The 15,541-nt window shown below is 52.6% G+C and carries 12 protein-coding genes; 6 read left to right on the plus strand and 6 right to left on the minus strand.

Going from position 1 to position 15,541, the window contains the following annotated elements; all coding sequences use genetic code 11:
• Positions 1–53 precede the first annotated feature (53 nt).
• On the minus strand, positions 54–1,772 hold the full coding sequence (gene poxB / locus ABIB59_RS05085) for a ubiquinone-dependent pyruvate dehydrogenase (protein WP_354034283.1): 1,719 nt from the start codon (positions 1,770–1,772) through the stop codon (positions 54–56).
• A 152-nt stretch (positions 1,773–1,924) separates the two neighbouring features.
• On the opposite strand from poxB, the gene ABIB59_RS05090 reads away from it, so the two are divergent.
• Positions 1,925–2,356 carry a DoxX family protein gene (locus ABIB59_RS05090; RefSeq protein WP_354034285.1) on the plus strand — a complete coding sequence of 144 codons (432 nt, stop codon included), beginning with the start codon at positions 1,925–1,927 and terminating at the stop codon, positions 2,354–2,356.
• Between the two features lie 58 nt (positions 2,357–2,414).
• On the opposite strand, the gene hcr is transcribed toward ABIB59_RS05090, so the two are convergent.
• From hcr to aqpZ, 3 genes are all read right to left on the minus strand, one after another.
• A complete protein-coding gene (hcr, locus tag ABIB59_RS05095; protein ID WP_071196075.1) occupies positions 2,415–3,383 on the minus strand; it encodes an NADH oxidoreductase in 969 nt (322 codons plus the stop codon).
• 10 nt (positions 3,384–3,393) lie between these two features.
• Positions 3,394–5,046 carry a hydroxylamine reductase gene (gene hcp, locus ABIB59_RS05100; RefSeq protein ID WP_103245785.1) on the minus strand — a complete coding sequence of 551 codons (1,653 nt, stop codon included), beginning with the start codon at positions 5,044–5,046 and terminating at the stop codon, positions 3,394–3,396.
• A gap of 339 nt (positions 5,047–5,385) precedes the next feature.
• Positions 5,386–6,081 (minus strand): aquaporin Z, encoded by a 696-nt coding sequence (gene aqpZ / locus ABIB59_RS05105; RefSeq protein ID WP_079498330.1) that lies wholly within the window; start codon positions 6,079–6,081, stop codon positions 5,386–5,388.
• Positions 6,082–6,428: 347 nt separating this feature from the next.
• Here aqpZ and ABIB59_RS05110 point away from each other — a divergent pair, with 347 nt between their 5' ends.
• Complete coding sequence (locus tag ABIB59_RS05110; RefSeq protein ID WP_039078521.1) at positions 6,429–8,087, plus strand: ATP-dependent endonuclease; 1,659 nt, start codon at positions 6,429–6,431, stop codon at positions 8,085–8,087.
• Here the strand turns inward: ABIB59_RS05110 and ABIB59_RS05115 are convergent.
• On the minus strand, positions 8,084–9,037 hold the full coding sequence (locus tag ABIB59_RS05115; RefSeq protein ID WP_317077410.1) for a VirK/YbjX family protein: 954 nt from the start codon (positions 9,035–9,037) through the stop codon (positions 8,084–8,086). The two genes, ABIB59_RS05110 and ABIB59_RS05115, sit on opposite strands and share 4 nt — an antisense overlap.
• 161 nt (positions 9,038–9,198) lie before the next feature.
• Here ABIB59_RS05115 and macA point away from each other — a divergent pair, with 161 nt between their 5' ends.
• Positions 9,199–10,314 carry a macrolide transporter subunit MacA gene (macA, locus tag ABIB59_RS05120; RefSeq protein WP_039078523.1) on the plus strand — a complete coding sequence of 372 codons (1,116 nt, stop codon included), beginning with the start codon at positions 9,199–9,201 and terminating at the stop codon, positions 10,312–10,314.
• Positions 10,311–12,254 carry a macrolide ABC transporter ATP-binding protein/permease MacB gene (gene macB, locus ABIB59_RS05125; RefSeq protein WP_110295639.1) on the plus strand — a complete coding sequence of 648 codons (1,944 nt, stop codon included), beginning with the start codon at positions 10,311–10,313 and terminating at the stop codon, positions 12,252–12,254. The genes macA and macB overlap by 4 nt, the downstream gene beginning before the upstream one ends.
• A gap of 65 nt (positions 12,255–12,319) precedes the next feature.
• On the opposite strand, the gene cspD is transcribed toward macB, so the two are convergent.
• Complete coding sequence (gene cspD / locus ABIB59_RS05130) at positions 12,320–12,541, minus strand: cold shock-like protein CspD (RefSeq protein ID WP_039078525.1); 222 nt, start codon at positions 12,539–12,541, stop codon at positions 12,320–12,322.
• A gap of 327 nt (positions 12,542–12,868) precedes the next feature.
• On the opposite strand from cspD, the gene clpS reads away from it, so the two are divergent.
• Positions 12,869–13,189 carry an ATP-dependent Clp protease adapter ClpS gene (clpS, locus tag ABIB59_RS05135; protein WP_039078526.1) on the plus strand — a complete coding sequence of 107 codons (321 nt, stop codon included), beginning with the start codon at positions 12,869–12,871 and terminating at the stop codon, positions 13,187–13,189.
• Between the two features lie 30 nt (positions 13,190–13,219).
• On the plus strand, positions 13,220–15,499 hold the full coding sequence (gene clpA / locus ABIB59_RS05140; protein WP_039078527.1) for an ATP-dependent Clp protease ATP-binding subunit ClpA: 2,280 nt from the start codon (positions 13,220–13,222) through the stop codon (positions 15,497–15,499).
• The last annotated feature ends 42 nt before the right edge of the window (positions 15,500–15,541 follow it).

The following is a 15,541-nucleotide window of genomic DNA, read 5'->3' on the forward strand; positions in this document are numbered from 1 at the left end:
TGTGCCATCCTGATGCATCATGAAGGATTTTGTGTTGAGGCAAAAAGGATGTTTTACCTGAGCCAGTTCGTTTTCGCCAGTTCCATCACCTCATCGCCACGTCCGTTGATAATGGCGCGCAGCATATAAAGGCTAAAGCCTTTGGCCTGTTCCAGTTTGATCTGCGGTGGGATGGCCAGCTCTTCTTTGGCGACCACCACATCCACCAGCACCGGGCCATCAATGGAGAAAGCCCGTTGGAGAGCCTCATCCACATCGGCGGATTTTTCCACCCGGATACCGGTAATCCCGCATGCTTCGGCAATGCGGGCAAAATTGGTATCGTGCAGTTCCGTGCCATCGGTGAGATACCCGCCAGCTTTCATCTCCATCGCCACAAAGCCAAGCACGCTATTGTTAAAAACGATGATTTTGACAGGCAGCTTCATTTGCACCACCGAGAGAAAATCCCCCATCAGCATGCTGAAACCACCATCGCCGCACATCGCCACAACCTGCCGTTGTGGGTGGGTTGCTTTCGCCCCCAGTGCCTGGGGCATCGCATTGGCCATCGAACCGTGGTTGAACGACCCCAGCAGGCGGCGCTTACCGTTCATTTTCAGATAACGTGCAGCCCAGACGGTCGGTGTGCCTACATCGCATGTGAAGATGGCGTCGTCGCTGGCGAAATGGCTGATCTGTTGCGCCAGATATTGCGGGTGGATGGCTTTCTCACTGGGTTTTGCCAGATCGTCCAGCCCCTTACGCGCATCGCGATAGTGCTCCAGCGCTTTGTCCAGAAAACGGCGATCGGTTTTTTCTTCCAGCAGCGGAAGCAGGGCGGTGAGGGTGGCATTGATATCACCCACCAGCGCCATATCTACCTTGCTGTGGGCGCCAATGCTGCCTGGATTGATATCAATTTGAATGATTTTGGCATCCGTGGGATAAAACGCCCGATAGGGGAACTGGGTACCGAGCAGGATTAACGTATCGGCATTCATCATGGTGTGAAAACCCGACGAGAAGCCAATCAACCCGGTCATGCCAACATCGTACGGGTTGTCATACTCTACATGCTCTTTACCGCGCATGGCATGCACGACAGGCGCTTTCAACTTACCGGCAAACTCGATCAACGCACTATGTGCGCCCGCACAGCCACTGCCGCACATCAGGGCGATGTTGCTGGAGTAGCGCAGCAACTGCGCCAGTTTTTTCAACTCTTCCTCAGCGGGTACTACCACTGGTTGTGGGGCCGGATACCAGTGGCTGCTGGCGCTCTCTGGTGCCGGTTTCAACGCCACATCTCCGGGTATGACGACAACGGAAACACCACGGTTAAGTATGGCTTTGCGCATGGCGATGGCCAGCACCTGCGGGATCTGTTCGGGGGTCGAAACCAGCTCACAATAGTGGCTGCATTCGCGGAACAACTCCTGCGGATGGGTCTCCTGAAAGTAGCCGCTGCCGATTTCGCTTGAAGGAATGTGAGCGGCAATCGCCAGCACAGGTACGTGGTTGCGATGGCAGTCGAACAGCCCGTTAATCAGATGCAGGTTGCCAGGCCCGCAGGAGCCAGCACAGACGGCCAGCTCACCGGTGAGTTGCGCTTCCGCGCCCGCCGCAAATGCAGCAACTTCTTCATGGCGCGTGGACATCCAGTCAATGGTGCCCATGCGGTTAAGGCTGTCGCTTAATCCGTTTAACGAATCTCCGGTTACACCCCAGATGCGTTTCACCCCTGCCTGCTCAAGTGTTCTGGCGATATAAGCGGCTACAGTCTGTTTCATCGTTACGCCTCCATCTTATTGTTCCGTCTACAAGCGTAGTCGATGAAATGTCATTATTTGTGCGTAAATTGCCCCTTATTAGTTAGGGCTTTATTTATTTTTGGATTAGGAATAATCTGCATACAGTCGAATAAAAATAGGAATCATTTCAAATGGTTAAATCTCTGTTAGGTTCTGTTAATAAGATGTTAGCGCACGAAGACTTTGGTCGTTTATTGCTGCGTTTGACTGTCGGTGGATTGATGTTGTTCCACGGATTGCACAAGCTCATCGGCGGTATTGATGGCATCGCGGGCATGCTGGTGGCGAAAGGATTGCCTGGCTTTATCGCTTACGGTGTGCTGATTGGCGAAGTGGTTTGCCCGGCCCTGATCATTCTGGGCATTCTGGTCCGTCCGGCAGCGCTGGTGCTGGCATTCACAATGGTCGTTGCCTGGTTGATGGTGGGTATTAACAACACGGCAATGTTGGATAAGACGGGCGCATGGGCGATCGAAAGCCTGGTCTATTTCTTTGTTGCCGCACTGGCACTGGCCTTCCTGGGCGCGGGGCGTTACTCCGTTGCGCCAGCCGAGTGGCGTTAAGGTTTAAAAAAAGCCCTTCCTGAAAAGGAAGGGCTTTTGCTTAATAGGGGACTGGCGGTTATGCCAGTACCAGATCGCTTTCCGGGTGGCAGGAGCAGGCCAGAACATAACCCTCAGCAATTTCCTGTGGTGTTAATGTCATGGTGCTGGTGACGCTGTACTTACCGGACATCACTTTCGTTTTGCAAGACCCGCAGACACCCGCACGACAGGCCGCATTGACCGGCACCTTGTTACTTTCGAATGCTTCCAGCAACGTAGTGCCAACCGGACCGTAGAACGTTTTCGCCGGCTGTAGTTTGGTGAATGTCAGACCGCTGGTTGCCGCTTCTGCCACCGGGGTGAAGAACTTCTCATTAAAGAACTGCGTCACACCCAGAGCTTTAACGTCTTTCTCAACCTGGTCCATATAAGGCGCTGGCCCACAGGTCATGACGGTACGGGCAGCAAGGTCCGGGACGCTGCGCAGGATCTCTTGCGTCAGGCGACCGGCAAGGAAGCCAGCCGTGGCGTTGTTTTCCGCCACCAGGGTAACCGGGTAGTTTTTCCACTCATCGGCAAAAATCACATCCTGGGGTGAGCGCACGCTAAAAATAACCTGCACATCAACCTGTGGACGGTATTTTGCCAGCCAGCGGCGCATCGACATGATCGGTGTTACCCCACAGCCCGCCGCCAGCAAGAGTAATTTATCACTGGCTTTGTTATCGCAGGTGAACTCCCCTTGCGCATCAGACAGCCAGAGATAATCGCCGCGTTTGACGTCTCGCGTCAGCCACTCTGAGCCCAGACCGCCATCAAGACGACGGATGGTCAGCGTGATGTATTCGCTGACGCCCGGCGTGGAGGAGATCGTATAGGCACGCATCTGCTCAGCGCTGTTGCGAATACTGACCAGCGCATATTGTCCTGCGCGGTACGGGTAATAATCGTGGCATAACAGCGACAGCGTCCAGACATCCGGTGTTTCTTGTTGGATGTGGTGAACCTGCATACGCCACGGACACTGCGGGGTTGGCATCGTCATTCTCTACTCCTTACGCGCCCAGTAACTGCTGCATATCCTGCTCTACGGTCGTGATTGAACGCAGACCGAATTTCTCATTCAGTACTGCCAGCAGATCTGGCGTCAGGAAGCCAGGCGCCGTTGGGCCGGTCACTATATTGGTGACGCCGAGTGAGAGGAGAGTCAGCAGAATCACAATCGCTTTCTGTTCAAACCAGGAAAGCACCAGTGACAGCGGCAGGTCGTTCACGCCACAGCCCAGTTTTTCCGCCAGCGTGACGGCAAGAATAATGGCCGAGTAGGCGTCGTTACACTGACCGGCATCCACCAGACGCGGCAGGCCTTCGATATTGCCGAAGTCCAGCTTGTTAAAGCGGTATTTACCGCACGCCAGGGTCAGGATCAGGCAGTCATCCGGTACGCTGGTGGCGAAGTCGGTAAAGTAGTTACGTTCACCACGCGCGCCATCACAGCCGCCAAGCAGGAAGATGTGACGCAGTTTTTCACGGCTCACCAAATCAATCAGGGTATCGGCTGCCCCGAGCAGCGTCTGACGGCCAAAACCAACGGTGATCAGGTGCTCGATTTCGCTGTACGGGAAGCCTGCCAGTTGTTGTGCCTGATCGATAACGCGGGTGAAGTCATCGCCTTCCAGATGATTGACACCCGGCCAGCCGACGATGCTGCGCGTCCAGATACGGTCATCATAGGAACCGACAGTCGGGTCGATGATGCAGTTAGATGTCATTACGATGGGGCCCGGGAAGCGGGCAAATTCAACCTGCTGGTTCTGCCAGCCGCTGCCGTAGTTACCTACCAGATGTTTATATTTACGCAGTTCCGGGTAGCCGTGGGCTGGCAGCATTTCGCCATGGGTATAGACGTTAACACCCGTGCCTTCGGTCTGCTGCAGCAGGTTATGCAGGTCTTTCAGATCGTGACCGGAAATCAGGATGCATTTACCGGCAACCGCTTTTACGTTGACCTGAGTCGGCGTCGGGTGACCGTAGGCGCTGGTTTCGCCCGCATCCAGGATGCTCATCACTTTAAAGTTCATCTGACCGATTTCCATCGAGCAGTTGAGCAGGGCATTCATATCAGCAGGCCAGGTACCCAGCCACGCCATAATTTTATGGTACTGGGCGTAAATCTCGTTGTCGTACTGGCCGAGTACGTGGGCATGCTCCATATAGGCTGCGGCCCCTTTCAGGCCGTACAGGCACAGCAGGCGCAGGCCGAGAATATTTTCACCGATAACCGCTTTATCAATATTCGGTGTGAAGGCTGCCGCCTGACGCTGCAGATCGCCCAGGTCGTCACTGACCAGTTGCAGTTCTGCCATCGGGTTATCAACCGTGGCTGCCGGATCTTTGCTCAGGCACTGTGCTTTTAAGGCTTCACGGTAGGCAATCGCTTCACGCGCATAGCCAACGATACGCACGGAATCGAAGTTGACGTTGGTCAGCGTAGAGAAGAAGGCGCGCGGGGCAAAGTTGTCGATGTCATGAACGATAATGCCGTATTCACGCGCTTTGCTGGCCCAGGCTGACAGCCCTTGCAGCGCGGCGATCAGCAGATCCTGCAGGTCCGATGTTTCGGCCGTTTTGCCGCACATACCCTGCGCATAAGCGCAGCCATCACCAGCCGGGGTACGGATGGTCTGTTCACATTGCACACAAAACATAGTCACACCTTATAAATTAAAGTTATATTTAAAATACATGTTTAAGATTATGCTGCTCCCGAAAGGCTTAAAAGATGTTTTTTATGCAATGTGCAGAGAGATTGATTTAGCGCAATTTTAAGGCCGCCAGTCTACCGCTTAAGGGGTAAATGTTAAAACGAGAGGGGGCGCTTAATAATAAAGAGAATTATTAGCAATACCAGCAGAGGCGAAGATACCAGCGTCTCCCTTAAATGAAAAACGCCGGTTGCCGCTTAGAGGCAGAAGGAATGTTCGGAGTAACTGACAACGTAAAACGAAGAGATAAAATAAACCAATAACCTATTGGCTTAATTCGAATTAATCACGTTTTTCCAGCAGAGTGCGATACAAAATCCCCCCAAGGATGCCGCCAATAATTGGCATGACCCAAAATAGCCATAATTGATTTAGCGCCCAGCCACCCTGAAAGAGTGCCACTGCGGTGCTACGTGCCGGGTTAACGGAGGTATTTGTTACAGGGATACTGATCAAATGTATCAGCGTTAAAGCAAGACCAATGGCAATAGGGGCAAAACCAGCAGGTGCATATTTATCCGTCGCGCCGAGAATAACTAACAGGAAGCCACAAGTCAGAACAACTTCTATTATGATGGCTGAGGTCATGGAATATTGACCAGGAGAATGTTCGCCGTAGCCATTTGACGCAAAGCCGCTGGCGACAGCATCAAAGCCCGCTTTACCGCTGGCAATCAGGTATAGCACACCGGCAGCAATTATCCCGCCTGCCAGTTGCGCAATAATATAGCCGATAATCTCTTTTGCCGGGAAACGACCACCCGCCCATAATCCCAGGGTTACGGCGGGATTAAAATGCCCACCAGAAATATGCCCGACAGCGTAAGCCATCGTTAATACGGTTAAACCAAATGCCAGCGCTACGCCAACAAAACCAATTCCCAGTTCTGGGAATGCCGCAGCTAATACCGCGCTCCCGCAACCACCAAATACCAGCCAGAATGTACCAAAACATTCCGCCGCTAATTTTCTAAACATAATATCCTCAATAAAAATCTACATCCTGTGAAGACAGCCAAAAACATTTTCTGGCTGCTGTGTCACTATTTTAGAAATAATGACGCGTGAGGACCAGCCAAATAAATGGCTTAAATTTGATTTAAGGCAAAATGATGATAATAGCCTTTCGATGAACGAAGAAACGCAGCAGGAAATTATTTCGAATGAAATAAGCCATGCGCTAAAAAATTAAACCATAAGCGCGTCGATACGCTGGCTCACACTCAAAGATGCTTAATCTATGATAAATACGGTGTTTTGCCCCGTTTCATGCCGCTATACTTGAGCTAACTTAATGGAAAAAAGACATATTTCCCGGAGGGGCTATGATTCTGGAGCGCGTAGAGATTGTCGGGTTTCGCGGTATCAATCGGCTATCGCTGATGCTGGAACAAACCAACGTCCTGATCGGGGAAAATGCCTGGGGTAAATCAAGCCTGCTGGATGCGCTGACGTTGTTGCTCTCGCCGGAAACAGATTTATATCATTTTGTACGTGAAGATTTTTGGTTTCCGCCGGGAGATATTCAGGGGCGGGAACACCATCTGCACATTATCCTGACGTTTCGTGAATCCGAACCGGGGCGGTACCGTACACGCCGTTATCGACCGCTTCAGCCCTGCTGGGTGCCCAGCGATGATGGCTATCAACGTCTGTTTTACCGTCTGGAAGGGGAACTGGCGCAAGATGAGAGCGTCATGACGCTACGAAGCTTTCTTGATGCCCAGGGGCACCCGCTGATACTCGACGATATTGATGACCTGGCGCGCCATCTTATCCGCCTGATGCCGGTGCTACGTCTGCGTGATGCGCGTTTTATGCGACGTATCCGTAATGGTTCGCTGCCGCAGACGCTGGAAGTAGAAGCAACCGCGCGTCAGCTTGATTTTCTCTCACGGGAACTGGTGACCCATCCGCAAAACCTGACGGACGGGCAAATTCGCCACGGGCTTTCAGCCATGGTGCAACTGCTGGAGCACTATTTTGCTGAACAGGGCAGCGGTCCATCCCATCAGCGCCTGATGCGCCGTCGCTCTCACGATGAGCAGCGTAGCTGGCGTTACCTCGATATCATTAACCGTATGATCGATAAACCCGGCGGCCGTATGTACCGGGTCATTCTGTTAGGCTTTTTTGCGACGTTGTTACAGGCCAAAGGGACAGTGCGCCTGGACCGCGACGCCCGACCGCTTCTGTTGGTTGAAGATCCGGAAACACGACTGCACCCCATTATGCTTTCCGTCGCCTGGCAATTACTCAACTTGCTGCCGTTACAGCAAATCACGACCACTAACTCAGGAGAACTGCTTTCGCTCACCCCTGTTGAGCATGTATGCCGCCTTGTGAGGGAGTCTTCACGGGTTGCTGCATGGCGGCTGGGGCCGGGCGGCATGAACGCAGAGGAGGGGCGGCGTATTGCCTTCCATATTCGTTTTAACCGTGCATCGGCGCTGTTTGCCCGCTGTTGGCTTCTGGTAGAAGGAGAAACGGAGACCTGGGTGATTAACGAACTGGCACGTCAGTGCGGGCACCATTTCGACGCGGAAGGGATTAAGGTAATTGAGTTCGCCCAGTCCGGGTTAAAGCCCTTGATCAAATTCGCCAGACGCATGGGCATTGAATGGCATGTGCTGGTCGACGGGGATGAAGCGGGCAAAAAATACGCGGCAACGGTGCGCGGTCTGCTGAACGAGGAACGTGACCAGGTGCGTGAGCACTTAACCGAACTGCCGGCGCTGGACATGGAGCATTTTATGTTTCGCGAGGGGTTTGACGATGTGTATCGCCGTGTGGCGCAGTTGCCTGAAAATGTGCCGATGAATATGCGGCGTATCATTATCAAAGCGATTCATCGTTCGTCGAAACCCGACTTAGCTATTGAAGTCGCGATGGAAGCGGGGCGGCGGGGCGTGGAGTCGGTGCCATTACTTCTACGTAAGATGTTCTCCCGCGTACTCTGGTTGGCGCGCGGGAGAGCGGATTAACGGTGTAAAATCTGACGCATCTGGTTTTGCAGTGAATCCAGTAAATCATAGCGGCGGCGATACTCCGCGCGTTTTTTACTGGCAATCTCTTCCATGGTTTTTCGCACAATCAACATTGGCAGGCGGAAGGTTCCCTCAGCGGTACGTTCGCCGCTGAGCGATTCCCAGAAGCTGTCGTAGTCGGCGTGCAGCTTATCCTGTTTTTTCTTGCGGTAGCGCCAGCTCTGGTAAATATGCGTGTCATTACTGACGGCGATAATCTGCTCCATACCCAGGTAAGATGCCAGCTCTGTACAGGCTTCCAGCAGCAGACGTTTAGGAAATAAGCCGTGGCAACTCTTGGTTGCGGCCTGGATAAACTCATGGGGAATATTCGCTTTTGCGCCCTGCAGGCCACCGATAAACAGCGTGCGTTTCCCTTCGTATAGACACAGCGCGAAGGTCATTCCCGCCAGTTGGGTTCGCTGCTCATCGCAAAAAACCAGTGTCGCTTCACCTTCTTTGTCCTGCATCGGGTCCGTATAAAAACGGATAGTATACTGCTCCCCATTCTTGCCGGTTAATTTAGCAAAGGTGACGCCCTGTGGCGTAAAAAAACCTGAACGTACCTCGGTGGGTAAGCGCGCATAAAGGGTTTTGTAATGATAATCGAGCGCGGCGAGTGTTTTTTTCTCATCGAAGGTTAATGACAGCCACGGGCGGTGTAATCGGCAGGGCAAACCCGGCTGGGCATTAAGAATAAGCAATAAATCCGGGTGCTGTGCCAGGCTGGATAGCAGTTTCGCGGTGCCGAGTGGTTTGAGCAAAGAGCGCAGCAGAAATTTTCGCCGATAAGAGGGATTTTTCCAGGCAAAACCTGACATTAATTTGCCACTGGCAAGACGGCAAAAAAGTTGCCAGCCTGTTTTTGCACAGAGTACGGGTGAAGCGATTCCAACGATAGTGGACATGACACAAACTCGAATTGTAAGCGTAATGTCAATATTTCAACAAAATATGTCTTAACGTCGAATAAATGAATTATGTGAAAAAAAAGAAGATTGGGTTTCGTTGAGCAATTGTTTAATGAATACTGGCATCAATAGAGTCAGTTTGGATATCTGGAAAAGTTATGAATTTGAAGGGAAGAAGTCGAAAAATCTGGCTGGTGCTGATAGTACTGATCGTACTGGCGGCGATATGGCTCTTTAAGCAGTTGAATGCGCCAGTGCCTCACTATCAAACCTTGATCGTTCGCCCGGGCGAATTGCAGCAGAGCGTGCTGGCGACCGGTAAGCTGGATGCTTTGCGCAAAGTTGATGTTGGCGCTCAGGTCAGCGGGCAGCTCAAAACGCTGTCGGTGAATATCGGTGATAAAGTTAAAAAAGATCAACTGCTCGGTGTTATCGATCCGGAACAGGCAACAAACCAGATCAAGGAAGTGGAAGCGACCCTGATGGAGTTGCATGCGCAACGTCGTCAGGCTCAGGCTGAGCGCAAACTGGCTGCGGTCACGCTCACACGCCAGCAACAACTGGCTAAAACGCATCTTATCTCGCGTCAGGATCTGGACACGGCGATTACCGACCTGGCGGTTAAAGAGGCGCAGATTGGTACTATAGATGCCCAGATTCAGCGTAATCAGGCGACGCTCGACACGGCGAAAGCCAATTTTGATTACACCCGCATTGTTGCGCCTATGGCGGGTGAGGTGACGGAAATCACCACCTTGCAGGGCCAGACGGTCATTGCCGCTCAGCAGGCTCCGAATATTCTGACCCTCGCCGATATGAGTACCATGCTGGTGAAAGCGCAGGTATCCGAGGCTGATGTCATCCACCTCAAACCAGGACAAAAGGCCTGGTTTACCGTGCTGGGTGACCCGGACACCCGCTATGAAGGCAAACTTAAGGATATTCTCCCCACGCCGCAGAAAGTGAATGACGCCATTTTTTACTATGCGCGTTTTGAGGTGCCTAACCCGCAAGGCATTCTTCGTCTGGAAATGACGGCGCAGGTACATATTCAGCTAACGGGTGTGAAAAATGTCCTTACTGTGCCGCTTGCCGCGTTAGGTGATCCGGTGGGTGATAACCGCTACAAAGTGAAAGTGCTACGTAACGGTGAAGTGCGCGATCGTGAAGTGACGCTGGGTGCCCGCAATGATACTGATGCTGAGGTGACAAAAGGGCTGGATGCCGGAGAGGAGGTGGTCATTTCGGAAATCAAACCGGGGGCTAATAAATGACGGCGCTGCTCGAACTTAAAGGCATTCGCCGTAGTTATCCTTCTGGTGACGGGCAGGTAGAGGTTCTTAAAGGCATTACCCTTGATATCCATGCCGGCGAGATGGTGGCGATTGTCGGGGCTTCCGGGTCCGGCAAATCGACATTAATGAATATCCTGGGTTGCCTGGATAAGCCGACCAGCGGCAGCTATCGGGTTGCGGGGATTGATATTGCAACGCTCAATGGCGATGCGCTGGCCAGGCTGCGCAGGGAACACTTCGGTTTCATCTTTCAACGCTATCACCTGTTGTCGCATCTTACGGCCGCGCAGAACGTCGAAGTTCCCGCCGTTTATGCAGGCGTTGATCGTAAGGCGCGTCTGGCGCGGGCAAAGGAGCTACTGGCGCGACTGGGATTAGATGAACGGATGGAATATCCGCCGTCGCAGCTCTCAGGTGGGCAACAGCAGCGCGTTAGTATCGCGCGCGCCCTGATGAACGGCGGGCAGGTTATCCTTGCTGACGAACCTACCGGCGCACTGGATAGCCATTCGGGTGAAGAGGTGATGGCTATCCTGCATCAGCTTCGCGATCGTGGCCACACGGTCATTATCGTCACCCACGATGCGGACATTGCCGCACAGGCTGAAAGAGTAATCGAAATCCGCGATGGCGAGATAATTAAGAATCCTCCCTCTACGAAGCACGACAACGCGCCGAAGACAATGAGTGCAGGGACGGAACCCGGCAACTGGCGACAATTCTCCGGGCGTTTGCAGGAAGCGCTGATGATGGCGTGGCGGGCGATGGCGGCAAATAAGATGCGTACCTTGCTCACCATGCTCGGCATCATTATTGGCATTGCCTCGGTGGTGTCGATTGTGGTGGTGGGCGATGCCGCTAAACAACTGGTACTGGCTGATATTCGAGCCATCGGCACCAACACCATTGATGTCTACCCCGGTAAAGATTTCGGCGATGACGACCCTCAGTATCAACAGGCGCTGAAATACGACGATATGGTTGCCATCCAAAAGCAGCCATGGGTGCGCTCGGCCACGCCATCTGTCTCGCAAAACGTGCGCCTGCGCAGTGGAAACATTGATGTGGCGGCCAGCGCGAATGGCGTTAGCGGTCAGTATTTCAACGTCTATGGCATGACCTTTAGCGAAGGGAACACCTTCAACAGCGAGCAGGAAAAAGGACGGGCACAGGTGGTGGTTCTCGATAGCAATACGCGTCGCCAGCTCTTCCCGAACAAAGCGCAGGTTACCGGCGAAGTGATTCTGGTGGGAAATATGCCCGCCACGGTGATTGGTGTGGCAGAAGAGAAGCAGTCAATGTTTGGCAGCAGTAAGATTTTGCGCGTCTGGTTGCCTTATCCCACCCTCTCGGCCCGCGTTCTGGGCCAGTCCTGGTTGAACTCCATTACCGTGCGAGTCAATGAAGGTTACAGCAGTGAGCAGGCGGAGCAGCAGCTTACGCGGTTGCTGTCATTACGCCACGGCAAAAAGGATTTCTTCACCTGGAATATGGACGGTGTATTGAAAACGGCAGAAAAGACCACACGTACTCTTCAGCTGTTTTTAACGTTGGTTGCGGTAATCTCACTTCTGGTTGGCGGTATTGGTGTAATGAATATTATGCTGGTATCAGTAACAGAACGAACCCGAGAGATTGGTATCCGCATGGCGGTGGGTGCGAGGGCGAGCGATGTACTGGCGCAGTTTTTGATTGAAGCCGTGCTGGTGTGTCTGGTGGGGGGCGCGCTGGGTGTGGCGCTCTCGATGGCTATCGCTTTCACGCTGCAATTGTTCCTGCCGGGTTGGGAGATAGGCTTTTCGCCAGTTGCGCTATTGACGGCCTTTATCTGCTCAACCTTTACTGGCGTGCTGTTTGGCTGGTTGCCAGCCCGCAGCGCGGCGCGACTGGACCCGGTGGATGCGCTGGCTCGCGAGTAAATAAAAATGCCAGTCGACTGGACTGGCATTTTAACTGCGGCATGTACACAATGAAGAAAGCGCCGTCAGGCGACGGCTTCTGCTTCTACGGGCACGATGAGACTGGCATGATTGCCTTTAGGGCCCTGATGTACATCAAACCGGACGGTTTGCCCGGCTTTTAGCGTTCTGTAACCATCCATCTGAATGGTGGAGTAATGTGCGAAGATATCTTCGCCGCCGCCTTCGGGGCAAATGAAACCAAACCCTTTGGCATTATTGAACCACTTAACAGTACCCGTTTCCATGCTTCGACATCCTTCGTAAATCTTATTTAAGTAAGATGGAATGAACCGGTGGCAGAGTGTGGGTTTGTTCAAAACCTCGCCAACTCTCGCCTGTACAATTTAGAGAAATCAGGCATCGCGTCAAGCGTTTGGCAGGGGTTATGCGGGGTGCATCAATCAAAAATTTGAAGCAGTTAACGCTATTGGAGGGGTTTGTGACAGCCGTCGCGGATGACAACGATAGATGATAGTTATCTAACACCTGATGTAGATTAAAAATACATCTAGACTCATGTAATCGGCCGATTGATTTGGGTCGGAACCTGTAACCTAAGATGAAAACTGACGATGGGCAAGACCAATAACTGGCTGGATTTTGACCACCTGGCGGATGAAAAACTGCGTGACGCGCTAAAGCCGCCATCCATGTATAAAGTTATGTTAATGAACGATGATTACACGCCAATGGAATTTGTTATTGACGTGCTACAAAAGTTCTTTTCTTATGATGTAGAACGTGCAACGCAATTGATGCTGACTGTGCACTATCGTGGAAAGGCAATTTGTGGTGTTTTCACCGCAGAAGTCGCAGAAACGAAAGTGTCGATGGTAAATAAATATGCCAGGGAAAACGAGCATCCGTTGTTGTGTACGCTGGAAAGAGCCTGAATGCAGGCATAAAACTTGGGGGAGGTGCCAATGCTCAATCAAGAACTGGAACTCAGTTTAAACATGGCTTTCGCCAGAGCGCGTGAGCACCGACATGAGTTTATGACCGTCGAACACCTGTTACTGGCATTGCTCAGTAACCCCTCGGCCCGCGAAGCGCTGGAAGCGTGTTCTGTGGACCTGGTGGCGTTGCGACAGGAACTCGAAGCCTTCATCGAACAAACCACACCCGTCCTGCCGATGAGTGAAGAGGAGCGCGATACTCAACCGACGCTCAGCTTCCAGCGTGTCTTACAGCGCGCGGTGTTTCACGTTCAGTCCTCCGGTCGTAGCGAAGTTTCCGGGGCGAACGTGCTGGTTGCCATTTTCAGCGAGCAGGAGTCGCAAGCGGCTTATCTGCTACGCAAACATGAAGTGAGCCGCCTTGACGTGGTTAACTTCATCTCTCACGGCACACGTAAAGACGAGCCGGGACAATCCTCTTCTGATTCAAGCAGTCAGGCGAATAATGAAGAGCAAGCAGGCGGGGAGGAACGTATGGAAAACTTCACCACCAATCTCAATCAGCTTGCTCGTGTCGGCGGTATTGACCCGTTGATTGGGCGTGACAAAGAGCTTGAGCGCACTGTTCAGGTTCTCTGTCGTCGCCGTAAAAATAACCCGTTGTTGGTGGGGGAATCCGGTGTCGGTAAGACGGCGATTGCCGAAGGTCTGGCATGGCGTATTGTGCAGGGTGACGTGCCTGAAATTATGGCCGATTGCACCGTCTATTCGCTGGATATCGGTTCTCTGTTGGCGGGCACCAAATACCGCGGTGACTTTGAGAAGCGTTTCAAAGCGCTGTTGAAACAGCTTGAGCAGGACAGCAACAGCATTCTGTTTATCGACGAAATTCACACCATTATTGGTGCGGGTGCCGCGTCGGGTGGACAGGTGGATGCCGCTAACCTGATCAAACCGTTGCTCTCCAGCGGTAAGATTCGCGTGATGGGGTCGACGACCTATCAGGAATTCAGCAACATTTTTGAGAAAGACCGTGCGCTGGCGCGTCGTTTCCAGAAAATTGATATTACTGAACCCTCTGTCGAAGAGACTGTGCAGATTATCAATGGCCTGAAACCGAAATACGAAGCACACCATGACGTGCGCTACACCGCGAAAGCGGTACGTGCGGCGGTGGAGCTGGCGGTGAAATACATCAACGATCGTCATCTGCCGGATAAAGCGATTGATGTGATTGACGAAGCAGGCGCGCGTGCACGACTGATGCCCGTCAGCAAGCGTAAAAAAACCATCAACGTGGCGGATATCGAATCGGTGGTGGCCCGCATCGCGCGTATTCCTGAGAAGAGTGTGTCGCAAAGCGATCGCGATACGCTGAAAAATCTCGGCGATCGCCTGAAAATGCTGGTCTTTGGGCAGGATAAAGCCATTGAGGCTTTAACCGAAGCCATCAAGATGAGCCGTGCGGGTCTGGGCCACGATCATAAGCCGGTCGGTTCCTTCCTGTTTGCCGGTCCTACCGGGGTCGGGAAAACCGAGGTGACGGTCCAGCTTTCCAAAGCGCTGGGTATCGAACTGCTGCGTTTTGATATGTCCGAATATATGGAGCGTCATACCGTCAGCCGTTTGATTGGTGCGCCTCCAGGATATGTCGGCTTTGATCAGGGCGGCTTACTGACGGATGCGGTCATTAAACATCCTCATGCGGTCCTGCTGCTTGATGAGATCGAGAAAGCGCATCCGGATGTCTTTAACCTGCTGTTGCAGGTCATGGATAACGGTACGCTGACCGATAACAACGGGCGCAAAGCGGACTTCCGCAATGTGGTGCTGGTAATGACTACCAACGCCGGGGTGCGTGAAACCGAACGTAAATCTATTGGTCTTATCCACCAGGATAACAGTACCGATGCGATGGAAGAGATCAAAAAGATCTTTACGCCGGAGTTCCGCAACCGTCTGGACAACATCATCTGGTTCGATCACTTGTCGACTGAGGTGATCCATCAGGTGGTCGACAAATTTATCGTCGAGCTCCAGGTGCAGTTGGATCAGAAAGGCGTGTCGCTGGAAGTCAGTCAGGATGCCCGCAACTGGCTGGCGGAAAAAGGCTATGACCGTGCGATGGGGGCACGTCCAATGGGACGCGTCATCCAGGATAACCTGAAAAAACCGCTCGCCAATGAACTGCTGTTTGGTTCGCTGGTTGATGGCGGCCAGGTAACGGTAACACTGGATAAAGAGAAAGATGAGCTGAAATATGACTTCCAGAGTGCACAAAAGCACAAACCGGAAGCCGCACATTAATCTTCCTGCCTGAAATAAAAAACCGGACTGATGTCCGGTTTT

The organism is Citrobacter sp. UYEF32 (genome assembly GCF_040546205.1).
Classification (GTDB): domain Bacteria; phylum Pseudomonadota; class Gammaproteobacteria; order Enterobacterales; family Enterobacteriaceae; genus Phytobacter; species Phytobacter diazotrophicus.

What these genes read in the sequence shown, in the direction of transcription:
- poxB (WP_354034283.1), bottom strand. Translation starts at nt 1,772, where the DNA reads ATGAAACAGACTGTAGCCGCTTATATCGCCAGAACACTTGAGCAGGCA.
- ABIB59_RS05090 (WP_354034285.1), top strand. Translation starts at nt 1,925, where the DNA reads ATGGTTAAATCTCTGTTAGGTTCTGTTAATAAGATGTTAGCGCACGAA.
- hcr (WP_071196075.1), bottom strand. Translation starts at nt 3,383, where the DNA reads ATGACGATGCCAACCCCGCAGTGTCCGTGGCGTATGCAGGTTCACCAC.
- hcp (WP_103245785.1), bottom strand. Translation starts at nt 5,046, where the DNA reads ATGTTTTGTGTGCAATGTGAACAGACCATCCGTACCCCGGCTGGTGAT.
- aqpZ (WP_079498330.1), bottom strand. Translation starts at nt 6,081, where the DNA reads ATGTTTAGAAAATTAGCGGCGGAATGTTTTGGTACATTCTGGCTGGTA.
- ABIB59_RS05110 (WP_039078521.1), top strand. Translation starts at nt 6,429, where the DNA reads ATGATTCTGGAGCGCGTAGAGATTGTCGGGTTTCGCGGTATCAATCGG.
- ABIB59_RS05115 (WP_317077410.1), bottom strand. Translation starts at nt 9,037, where the DNA reads ATGTCCACTATCGTTGGAATCGCTTCACCCGTACTCTGTGCAAAAACA.
- macA (WP_039078523.1), top strand. Translation starts at nt 9,199, where the DNA reads ATGAATTTGAAGGGAAGAAGTCGAAAAATCTGGCTGGTGCTGATAGTA.
- macB (WP_110295639.1), top strand. Translation starts at nt 10,311, where the DNA reads ATGACGGCGCTGCTCGAACTTAAAGGCATTCGCCGTAGTTATCCTTCT.
- cspD (WP_039078525.1), bottom strand. Translation starts at nt 12,541, where the DNA reads ATGGAAACGGGTACTGTTAAGTGGTTCAATAATGCCAAAGGGTTTGGT.
- clpS (WP_039078526.1), top strand. Translation starts at nt 12,869, where the DNA reads ATGGGCAAGACCAATAACTGGCTGGATTTTGACCACCTGGCGGATGAA.
- clpA (WP_039078527.1), top strand. Translation starts at nt 13,220, where the DNA reads ATGCTCAATCAAGAACTGGAACTCAGTTTAAACATGGCTTTCGCCAGA.